This is a genomic window from Amycolatopsis sp. NPDC051061 (assembly GCF_040682935.1).
Taxonomy (GTDB): domain Bacteria; phylum Actinomycetota; class Actinomycetes; order Mycobacteriales; family Pseudonocardiaceae; genus Amycolatopsis.
The window spans coordinates 20,430-30,172 of record NZ_JBFBBZ010000055.1; the positions used below are offsets into that span (position 1 = coordinate 20,430).

General features: G+C 72.8%; 7 protein-coding genes. 4 read left to right on the forward strand and 3 right to left on the reverse strand.

All coding sequences use genetic code 11. The features are described 5' to 3' along the window. The first annotated feature begins 18 nt into the window (after nucleotides 1-18). On the forward strand, nucleotides 19-549 hold the full coding sequence (locus tag AB0N03_RS43835; protein ID WP_364385799.1) for a GNAT family protein: 531 nt from the start codon (nucleotides 19-21) through the stop codon (nucleotides 547-549). On the opposite strand, the gene AB0N03_RS43840 is transcribed toward AB0N03_RS43835, so the two are convergent. Then, the gene (locus AB0N03_RS43840) at nucleotides 546-1,682 is read right to left on the reverse strand and encodes a CaiB/BaiF CoA-transferase family protein (RefSeq protein ID WP_364385801.1); all 1,137 of its coding nucleotides are present in this window, start codon (nucleotides 1,680-1,682) and stop codon (nucleotides 546-548) included. The two genes, AB0N03_RS43835 and AB0N03_RS43840, sit on opposite strands and share 4 nt — an antisense overlap. 11 nt (nucleotides 1,683-1,693) lie before the next feature. After that, complete coding sequence (locus AB0N03_RS43845) at nucleotides 1,694-2,845, reverse strand: acyl-CoA dehydrogenase family protein (RefSeq protein ID WP_364385804.1); 1,152 nt, start codon at nucleotides 2,843-2,845, stop codon at nucleotides 1,694-1,696. A gap of 94 nt (nucleotides 2,846-2,939) precedes the next feature. Between AB0N03_RS43845 and AB0N03_RS43850 the strand changes: the two genes are divergently transcribed. The 3 genes from AB0N03_RS43850 to AB0N03_RS43860 all read left to right on the forward strand — a co-directional run bounded on the left by AB0N03_RS43850 (nucleotide 2,940) and on the right by AB0N03_RS43860 (nucleotide 6,391). Next, nucleotides 2,940-3,557 carry a TetR/AcrR family transcriptional regulator gene (locus tag AB0N03_RS43850; RefSeq protein ID WP_364385807.1) on the forward strand — a complete coding sequence of 206 codons (618 nt, stop codon included), beginning with the start codon at nucleotides 2,940-2,942 and terminating at the stop codon, nucleotides 3,555-3,557. A gap of 84 nt (nucleotides 3,558-3,641) precedes the next feature. After that, nucleotides 3,642-4,667 (forward strand): hypothetical protein, encoded by a 1,026-nt coding sequence (locus AB0N03_RS43855; RefSeq protein WP_364385810.1) that lies wholly within the window; start codon nucleotides 3,642-3,644, stop codon nucleotides 4,665-4,667. A gap of 113 nt (nucleotides 4,668-4,780) precedes the next feature. Then, complete coding sequence (locus AB0N03_RS43860; RefSeq protein ID WP_364385813.1) at nucleotides 4,781-6,391, forward strand: succinic semialdehyde dehydrogenase; 1,611 nt, start codon at nucleotides 4,781-4,783, stop codon at nucleotides 6,389-6,391. A gap of 111 nt (nucleotides 6,392-6,502) precedes the next feature. Here the strand turns inward: AB0N03_RS43860 and AB0N03_RS43865 are convergent, their stop codons facing one another. Next, complete coding sequence (locus AB0N03_RS43865) at nucleotides 6,503-9,526, reverse strand: AAA family ATPase (protein ID WP_364385815.1); 3,024 nt, start codon at nucleotides 9,524-9,526, stop codon at nucleotides 6,503-6,505. Nucleotides 9,527-9,743 lie beyond the last annotated feature (217 nt).

Here is a 9,743-nt window from a genome sequence, read left to right on the forward strand (position 1 = left end):
GGCCGATAAGGTCGCCCGATGGACGACGATGGTCCCAGAGTCGTGCTCCGGCCCGTGGCCGAAGACGATCTCGACCTCCTGGAACAGCTGACCAACGATCCCGTCGCCGCCGGGGAGCACCAGTGGTTCGGCTGGCACGATCCCGGCTACCTGCGCCGCCGCTGGCAGGAGACCGGGATGCTCACCGCCGAAACCGGCATGCTCGTGCCGACGCTCGGCGGCCGCGTCCTCGGTCTCGTCTCCTGGCACCGCAGCCGGTCCGGGCCGACGTGCTACTGCTGGAAAGTGGGCCTCGTCCTGGTGCCGGAAGCGCGCGGCCACGGCTACGGCACCGAAGCCCAGCGCCTGCTCGCCGAGTACCTCTTCGCCCACACCCAGCTCAACCGGGTCGAAGCGACGACCGAGGTGGACAACCGCGCCGAACAACGCGCCCTCGAGAAGGCCGGCTTCACGCGCGAAGGCATCCTTCGCGGCTACTGCTTCCGTGACGGCGAGTGGCGCGACAGCGTCCTCTACTCGGTCGTGCGCTCCGACCTCGTGAAGAACTAGGCGATCGCGCCCGCCGAACGCAACGCGCCGAGGTCCGTGACGCCGAGTTCGGCGAGCACGGCTTCGGTGTCGGATCCCTTGGCGCGCGGGGCTTCCGGCGTCTCCGGCGGGGTGCGGTCGAACCGCGGGGCGGGGGCGGGCTGGACCATCCCGCCGATCTCGACGAACGTTCCGCGCGCCGCGTTGTGCGGGTGCGAAGCGGCTTCGCCGGGCGCGAGCACCGGCGTCAGGCACGCGTCGGTGCCTTCGGCGCGCGCGACGAGGTCGTCGCGCGTGTGCTTGCCGATCGCCGCCGCGAGGATTTCGCGGAGGCGAGGCCACTGCGTCTTGTCGATGTGCAGCGGCAACGACTCCGGGTCTAGCTCGAGGACCTTCACCAGGTCGCCCCAGAACCGCATCTCGATCGCGCCGACGGCGACGTACTTGCCGTCCGCGGTCTCGTAGGTGTCGTAGAACGGGGCGCCGCCGTCGAGCATGTTGTCACCGCGGTCCCCGCCCCAGAGCCCGGCGGCGGCCATGCCGTGCAGGCTCGTGGTGAGCAGCGCGGCGCCGTCGACCATCGACGCGTCGACGACCTGGCCCTGCCCCGACGTGTTTCGTTCGTACAGCGCCGCGAGGATGCCCATCGCCAGCAGCAGCCCGCCGCCGCCGAAATCGCCGACGAGGTTGAGCGGCGGCACCGGCCGCTCGCCCGCGCGCCCGATCGGCTCGAGCGCGCCGGCGATGCCGATGTAGTTGATGTCGTGTCCGGCCGCCTTCGTCAACGGCCCGTCCTGGCCCCAGCCGGTCATCCGGCCGTAGACCAGCCGCGGATTGCGGGCGTGGACGACGTCGGGGCCGAGCCCGATCCGTTCGGCGACGCCGGGGCGGAAGGGCTCGATGAGGACGTCCGCGGTCTCGCACAGCTTCAGCACCAGCTCGACGCCTTCGGGCGTCTTGGTGTTGATGCCGACCGACCGGCGGCCGCGGGCGAGCGGGTCGGTCTGGATGCCGAGCACGTCCTCCCCCGGCTTCGCGCGGTCGACGCGGACGACGTCGGCGCCGAGGTCGGAAAGGATCATCGCGGCGAACGGCCCGGGGGCGAGCCCGGCCAGTTCCACCACCTTCAGGCCGCTGAGCGGACCTGCCTTCATAGTCGGTCCCTTCAGAGCGAGCGGGAGATGATTTCCTTCATGATCTCGCTGGTGCCACCGAAGATCCGCGAGATCCGGACGTCGGCCCAGGCACGCGCGATCGGGTACTCGCTCATGTAGCCGTAGCCGCCGAAGAGCTGCACGCAGTCGTCGATCACCTTGTTGACCCGCTCGGTGGTCCACAGCTTCGCCATCGCCGCGCCCTGGACGTCGAGCTCGCCCTTGAGGTGGCGTTCGATGCACTGGTCGAGGAACGCCCGCGCCACCGCGGCCTCGGTCGCCGCCTCGGCGAGCTTGAACTTGGTGTTCTGGAAGGAAAAGATCGGCCGGCCGAACGCCGTGCGCTCCTTCGTGTACTCCAGCGTGAGGTCGACCGCGGCCTCCAGCCCGGCCACCGCGGTGACGGCGATGATCAGCCGTTCCTGCGGCAGCTGCAGCATCAGCTGGAAGAAGCCCTGGCCTTCGGCGTCACCGAGGAGGTTGGCGGCGGGCACGCGGACGTCGTCGAAGAACAGCTCGGCGGTGTCCTGGCCCTTCAGGCCGACCTTGTCGAGCACGCGGCCGCGGCGGAAGCCCGGGGTGTCGGTCTCGACGACGATCAGCGAGACGCCCTGCGCGCCCGCGTCCGGGTCGGTCTTGCACGCGACGACCACCAGGCCGGCGTGCAAACCGTTGGTGATGAAGGTCTTCGCGCCGTTGATGACGTAGTGGTCGCCGTCGCGCACCGCGCGGGTCTTGATGCCCTGCAGGTCGGAGCCGGTGCCGGGTTCGGTCATCGCGATCGCGCCGACCAGCTCGCCGCTGGCCATCTTCGGCAGCCACTCGCGCTTCTTCTCTTCGGAGGCGTACGCGCTCAAGTAGTGCGCGACGATTCCGTTGTGGACGGTCACGCCCCACGCGCTGTCGCCCGAGCGCGCCTGCTCTTCGTAGAGCACGGCCTCGTGGGCGAAGGTGCCGCCGCCCCCGCCGTACTCCTCGGGGATGGACAGGCAGAGCAGGCCGACTTCGCCGGCCTTGGTCCACAGCTCTCGGTCGACCTTCTTCTCCGCCGCCCAGCGTTCCTGGTGCGGCACGGCCTCCTTCTGCAGGAACGACCGCGAGAGCTCGCGGAGGTCGTCGAGCTCGGTCGTGCTCCAGGAGCTCTTGGGGAGTTGAAGCGGCACGGGACCCTCCTGCTGGAAAACATGACGAACAGCATGTAAGTTCTCTGCGGAATGTACATCCGTACCGGCCTGTACGTAAAGCAGGGAGGCCGAAGTGACCTCGACGGCGCACCGGACCCAGGCGCAGCGGCGGGAACAGACCCGCACGGCGCTGCTCGACGCCACCATCGACTGCCTGGTGGACGTCGGTTACGCGCGGACCTCGGTGCAGGAGATCTGCGCCCGGGCGGGCGTGTCGAAGGGCGCGGTGCAGCACCACTTCACCGCCAAGGCCGAGCTGATGGCGGCCGCCGTCGAGCACCTCACGACGAAGCTGCGCGGCCAGCTCGCCGCGTCGCTGGACGAGCTGCCCAGCGGCGGCACCGGCGTCGCCGCGGCGATCGACCTGCTCTGGACCGGCTACTCGGGCACGCTCTCGACCGCCGTCACCGAGCTGTGGGTCGCCGCCCGCACGGACCCCGAGCTGCGGGCGGCCATCCGCCCGGTCGACCGCGCGCTCGGGCGCGCCACGCTCGAGCAGGTCACCCACGTCGCCGGCGAGCTCCCGCCCGAACGCGCCGAAATGCTGTTCTGGCTCACCGTGAACCTGACCCGCGGCCTGGCCCTGGACGCCGAGCTCGGCGGCGACCCGAACCGGCGCCGGCAGCTGCTCGAGGAGTGGAAGCGGATCGCGGTTCTGCTCTACCAGGACGCAGCCACTGCGCCAAGCTGACCAGCCGGGCCACGCAAGGGCGGGAATACCCCTTATCCCGCAGGCGGATTCGTGGTCCAATCCCCCCGGAAGAGGGGAGTTCCGATGACCGCCAGCCCGTACCAGAACCCGTACGGCCCTCCCCAGCCACAGCAGCCACCGCCGCGGCGGCCGCCCACCGACGCCGGCGCCCGCCTCCGGCTGATCGCCGGGATCGTCGGCGCCGTCGCCGCGGTGCTCGTGCTGGCCGGATCGTTCCTCCCGCAGACGAAGTTCGAGCAGATCGTCGGCGGCAAGGCCGAAAGCAGCCAGACGATCAGCGCCTGGACGCGCTCGTTCGACGTCGAACCCAGCGACGAAGCGAAGAAGTTCTACGAGAACACCCACGTCGCGCGGTACGGGATCCCGCTGTCGGCCGGCGCGCTGGTGCTGCTGGCCGGGGCCGGCCTGGCGATCGCGGGCGCGCGGCGCTCGGCGGGCGCCGGGGTGCGCTCGGGCGCCCGGACGGCCCTGGTGGCCGGGGGCGCCGGGGTCGCCGCGGCGGTGTGGATGCTCGGCATGGACGTCTCGGCGACCTTGAGCTACGAGGCCGACGACGGATCGCTCACCTCGCGCTACTCGACCGGCATCGGGTTTTGGATCCTGCTCGGCGGTGGCGCGCTCGGCGTGGTGACGCTGGTCCTCGCGGCGCTCGCCGGACGGCGGGCGCCGGCCACCGCGCCGCTGGGGCCGCCGCCCGGGTACGGCGGGCCGTACCAGCAGCAGTCGCGGCCGTACCCGGTGCCGCCGCAGCAGCAGTTCGCGGGGTATCCCGGTGCCCAGCCGTACCCCGGCGGGCCGCAGCCGTACCCGGGTGCGCCGTCGTCGCAGCCCTTCCCCGCCCAGAGCGGCCCGGTTTCGCAGCCCTTCCCGGCTCAGGGCGGGCCGGCCTCGCAGCCGTTCCCGGCCCAGTCCGGCGAGGTGGGGCCGCCGTCGCAGCCGTTCCCCGCCCAGTCCGGCGGGCTTTCTCCACGGCTCGACGACCCCTACGGCGGTGCGACGCAGGCCCAGTCGCATCCCGGCCAGTCGGAGTCGCCGTCGCCGACCGAGCCGAACTACCAGCTCCCGCCGCTGAACCCACCCAATACGTGAAACTTATTCACATCAGGTTGGACAACTGACGTACCGACGGTATGGTTGTACTCGTCGGTAACCCCTACGCGGCGTCGTGCGGACTCCGGACGCCGCGGAACGGAGACGTCCTGGTGACCAGCACGACCCCCGCGAACGCAGTCGAAGACACCCCCTTGCCGCCGACCGTCGGCGGCGTCGCCGGGGCGCCCGGCTCGGCGCGGGCGGCCCAGCTCGTCGCCCGCGTGGCGAGCGGCGCGGACTCGGCGCCGATCCGCATGCACGCGCCCTTCACCGGGCAGCCGATCGCGACGCTGCCCCAGGCCACCGACGCCGACGTCCGCGCGGTCTTCGCCGGCGCGCGGACGGCCCAGCGGGCGTGGGCGGACCGCTCCCCCGCCGAGCGCGCCCGCGTCCTCACCCGGCTGCACGACCTGGTGCTGGCCCGGCAGGACGAGGTGCTCGACCTGGTCCAGATCGAGGCCGGCAAGGCGCGGCTCGACGCGTTCGACGAGGTCAGCGCGACCGCGCTGGTCGCGGCCTACTACGGCAAGCACGCCGCGAAGCTGCTCGCTCCCCGCCGCGTCGCCGGCGTCATCCCGGGGCTGACCCGCGCCGGCGAGATCCGGCACCCCAAGGGCGTCGTCGGCGTCATCTCGCCGTGGAACTACCCCCTGGCGCTCACCGCGATGGACGTCTTCCCGGCGCTGGCCGCCGGCAACGCCGTGGTGCAGAAGCCGGACAACCAGACCGCGCTGTCGGCGCTCTGGCTGCACGAGCTCGCCGAGGAGGCCGGGCTGCCGGCCGGGACCTGGCAGATCGTGCTCGGCCGCGGCTCGAAGATCGGCACCGCGCTGGTCGAGGAGTCGGACTACCTGTGCTTCACCGGGTCCACGCCGACCGGCAAGGAGCTGGCCGGGCAGGTGGCGAAGCGGCTGACGTCGTACTCGCTGGAGCTCGGCGGCAAGAACCCGATGATCGTGCTGCCCGACGCCGACATCGCGAAGGCCGCGACGGGCGCGGTGACCGCGTGCTTCTCCTCGGCGGGTCAGCTGTGCGTGTCGGTCGAGCGGATCTACGTCCACGAGGACATCCGCGACGAGTTCACCCGCGCGTTCGTCGCGCGGACCGCGGCGGTGAAGCTCGGTGGCGCGCTGGACTACCAGGCCCAGATGGGGTCGCTGACGTCGGCAGAGCAGCTCGCGACGGTGTCGGCGCACGTCGAGGACGCCCGCGCGAAGGGCGCGTCGGTGCTCACCGGCGGCCGCGCGCGGCCCGACCTCGGCCCGCTGTTCTACGAGCCGACGGTGCTTTCCGACGTCACGCCGGACATGGTGCCGTTCGCGGAGGAGACGTTCGGGCCGGTCGTCTCGATCTACGGCTACACCGACGTCACCGAGGCCATCGACCGGGCGAACGACACGCCGTTCGGGCTCAACGCCAGCGTCTGGTCGCGCAACGGCCGCGCGGGCTGGGAGGTCGCGGCGCGCCTCAAGGCCGGGACGGTCAACGTCAACGAGGGCTACGCGGCGACGTTCGGCAGCGTCGGCGTCCCGATGGGCGGCATGAAGGACTCCGGCGTCGGCCGCCGCAACGGCGCCGAGGGCCTGCTGAAGTACACGGAGTCCCAGTCGATCGCGCTGCAGCGCGGGCCGGCGCTCCGCCCGCCTCGCCGAGTCCCCGGTTCGCTGTGGGCGAAGGGCATGACGCTGGGCCTGAAGGCCCTCCGCCGTCTCCCCCGCTGATGTGATTGAAGGGTCAGCACGCGTGACCCGAGGGTCGACACGGCGACACTTGCCGTGTCGACCCTTCAATCACGCGTGTCGGCTTCCCAATCACGCGTGTCGACCCGCTGATCACGCGTGTTCGGCGGTGGGGGCCGTCAGGAGACCGCGGTCGTAGGCGATCGCCACCGCTTCCGCGCGGCGGCTCGCGCCGAGCTTCGCCATCACGCGGGACAGGTGGACGCTGACCGTCTTCTCGCTGATGTACAGCTCTTCGCCGACTTGGCGGTTCGTGCGGCCCAGGGCCACGCGCTCGAGGACGTCGCGCTCGCGGTCGGTCAGCGGGTTGGCGACCGTGCGGGCCGGCGCGGCCGGCTCGACCCCGGCCAGCTCGACCCGGGCGCGGTGGGCCAGGTCGCGGACGGCGTCCCGCAGCGGAATCGCGCCGAGGCGGACCGCCACCGCGTGCGCCGCTTCGAGCGCCGGCTTCGCGTCTTCGTCCGTCGCCAGCAGCGCTTCGGCCTCGTGCCAGCGGCAGACCGCCTCCTCGTAGACGGCGCCGTAGCCGAACGCCGCCGCCGCGGCCGCCCACAGCCGCGCGTCACCCCGGCCGGTCAGGCAGGTCGCCGCCGCCTCCAGGCGCGCCAGCCAGGCGCGGCCTTCCGGCCCGAGCGTCCCCGATCGCGGCTGCCCGACGACCGAGCTCATCCGGCCGTGCGCCAGCATCCGCTCGCCCGCCGCCACCGCGGCGCCGGCCGCGGCCTGGTCGCCGCGGACCCGGGCGTCGGCGGCCAGCGCGGCCGCGGCGGTGACGCCGACCGCGGCCACCCGGATGCCGGCCAGCAGGCCGGGTTCGATCCGCTCCAGCCAGCCGATGAGGTCCTCGGCCCGGCGCACCGCCTCGGCGTGGTCGCCCCGCCAGTACGCCAGCTGGATGCCCGCGTCCCCGACCGACAGCGGGATCTGCATGTCCGCGGTCCAGTGCTGCCGCAGCCCGGCGACGAGCTTCGCGGCTTCGTCGAACCGCCCGCGCGCGACGACGAACAGCGACCAGATCGCCAGGATCCGCGCGGCGACCGCACTGGACACCCCGCGCCCGGCACGCCCGGCGCTCTCCTCCGGCCAGTCACCCATGATGTACCGCAGCATCAGCTGCCGCGCCCGCAGCTCCAGCCCGTAGACGCTCCAGCTCAGCCCGGCCTCTTCGGCCCGGGCGACACCACGCCCGGCCTGCTCGAGGGCCTCGGCGAACTCGGCCTGGTCGTCGTAGCTCAGGGCAAGGAAGTAGGTCGCGCGGATCTCGGTGTTCAGGGCCTCGGCGTCCCGCGCCTTCCGCTGGGCCTTGCGCAGCCACTCGCGCGCCTCGGCGGCGTCACCCGCCGAGTCGGCCAGCGTCCCCAGCGTGGTGAGCGCCGACGCCTCCGCGCCCGCCGCGCCGACCGCCTGCGCGTCGGCGACCGCGGTGCGCGCGCTGTCCAGCGCCGCGCCGGGCTGTTCGAGGATCCGCAGGAACCCGGCCCGGCTGGCCAGCACCCAGGCCCGCGTCCCGCTCGGCTCGGCGTCCTTGACCAGGTCCCAGGCCCGGTCGATGGCCGCGGTCGCCTCCTCGAGGGTGCCCTCCAGGGCGAGCAGCGCCTCCGCCAGCCGCCGCCACGTCTTCGCCGCGCGGTCGACCGCCGTGTCCGGTTTCAGGGCTTGCGTGGCCGACCGCGCGAAGGCGGCGGCGCGCTCGGGCTCGCCGGAGGTGCCCGCGAAGTAGGACGCCTCGTGCAGCAGCCGCAGCTCGTCGAACCCCTCGGGCCGCTCGGCGGCCGGGACGGCGTCCCAGATGGACAGTGCCTGCTCGACGTGCTGCAGCGCCGACCCGGGCGCGCCGAGCTTCTCGGCCTCGTCCATCGCGCGCAGCAACGCCGGCAGCGCGGTGACCAGGTCGCTGCTCTGCATCGAGTGGTAGGCCAGCTTCGCGTCGTGCCCGCGGCCCTGCGGCCGCGCCTGGATCCGGGCGGCGTACGCCGCGTGCGTGCGCGACCGCTCCCCCGGCAGCAGGTCGCCGTACACCGCTTCCTGCAGCAACGCGTGCCGGAACGTGTAGGAGCCGTCCCCGAGCACCACCAGGACGTGGTGCTGGACGGCTTCGCGCAACGCCTCGTCGAGCTCCAGCTCGCCCAGCCCGGAGACCTCGGCCAGCGCCCCGTGCATCACCGGCTCGTTCGCCACCGAGATCACCCGGGCGACCCGGCGGGTGTCCGGCGAGAGGCGCTCGAGCCGGGACAACAGCACTTCGGCGAGCCCGGCGGGCAGGTCGTTGCACTCGGACTGGGTGGCGAGCAGCTCCTCGGCGAAGAACGGGTTGCCCTCGGACCGGGTGACGATGTCGGCCACGACGTCCGCCGGCATCGGCTCGTCGGCCAGCGCCTCGACGAACTTCCGGGCGTCGGCGGTGCCGAAGGGGTGCAGGTCGACGCGCTCGACGGTGGCCAGCCGGACCAGCTCCGAAAGGAGACCGCGGAGCGGGTGGCGCCGGTGCACGTCCTCTTCGCGGTAGCTGCCCACGACGAGCAGCCGCTGCGCCCGGAGCCTGCTGAGCAGGAAGGACAGCAGGTTGCGGGTCGAGGCGTCGGCCCAGTGGAGATCCTCCAGGAAGATCACCACCGGGCGCGACTCGGCGATCTCGGTCAGCACCCCCAGTACTGCGTCGAACAACTGCAGCTGACCGAGATCCTGCTCGGGCCGGGGACGCACCATGGTCTCCCGGTCGTTCGAGGTCATCGGCGAGTGTTCGGCCGCGCGGGGCTCCTCGATGCCCTGGCCCTGCGGCAGCAGCCGCCCGAGCGCGGGCCGGAGCCGCACCGCCGCGGCCACCACCGGGTCCGCCGCGCTGCCCAGCGGGGCGAGCGCTTCGGCGAACGGAAGGTAAGGAAGACCGCCTTCGCGGACGTCGATGCAGCGGCCGGTGAGCAGCAGCCCACCGCCCGCCTCGACGTGCTCGCCGAGCGCGGTCAGCAGCCGGGTCTTGCCGACCCCGGCGTCCCCCGAGAGCAGCACCGCGCCGGCTTCGCCACGTTCAGCCCGGGCGAAGGCGGCGCGGAGCCGCCGCATCTCGTGGGTACGGGCGACGAGCGGGATTCCGGAGCCGAGTCGGGGCACGAGGAGCATTGTCGCCTACCCCACCGACAGTTTTCCGGGGGCTCGGGTGGCGAAGCCCCCGACCTGGGGCGAAGCCCCAGATGTCACCGACATTTTTCCGGGGGCTCGGGTGGCGAAGCCCCCGACCTGGAGCGAAGCCCCAGATGTCACCGACATTTTTCCGGGGGCTCGGGTGGCGAAGCCCCCGACCTGGAGCGAAGCCCCAGATGTCACCGACATTTTTCCG

What these genes read in the sequence shown, in the direction of transcription:
- AB0N03_RS43865 (WP_364385815.1), bottom strand. Translation starts at nt 9,526, where the DNA reads ATGCTCCTCGTGCCCCGACTCGGCTCCGGAATCCCGCTCGTCGCCCGT.
- AB0N03_RS43855 (WP_364385810.1), top strand. Translation starts at nt 3,642, where the DNA reads ATGACCGCCAGCCCGTACCAGAACCCGTACGGCCCTCCCCAGCCACAG.
- AB0N03_RS43835 (WP_364385799.1), top strand. Translation starts at nt 19, where the DNA reads ATGGACGACGATGGTCCCAGAGTCGTGCTCCGGCCCGTGGCCGAAGAC.
- AB0N03_RS43840 (WP_364385801.1), bottom strand. Translation starts at nt 1,682, where the DNA reads ATGAAGGCAGGTCCGCTCAGCGGCCTGAAGGTGGTGGAACTGGCCGGG.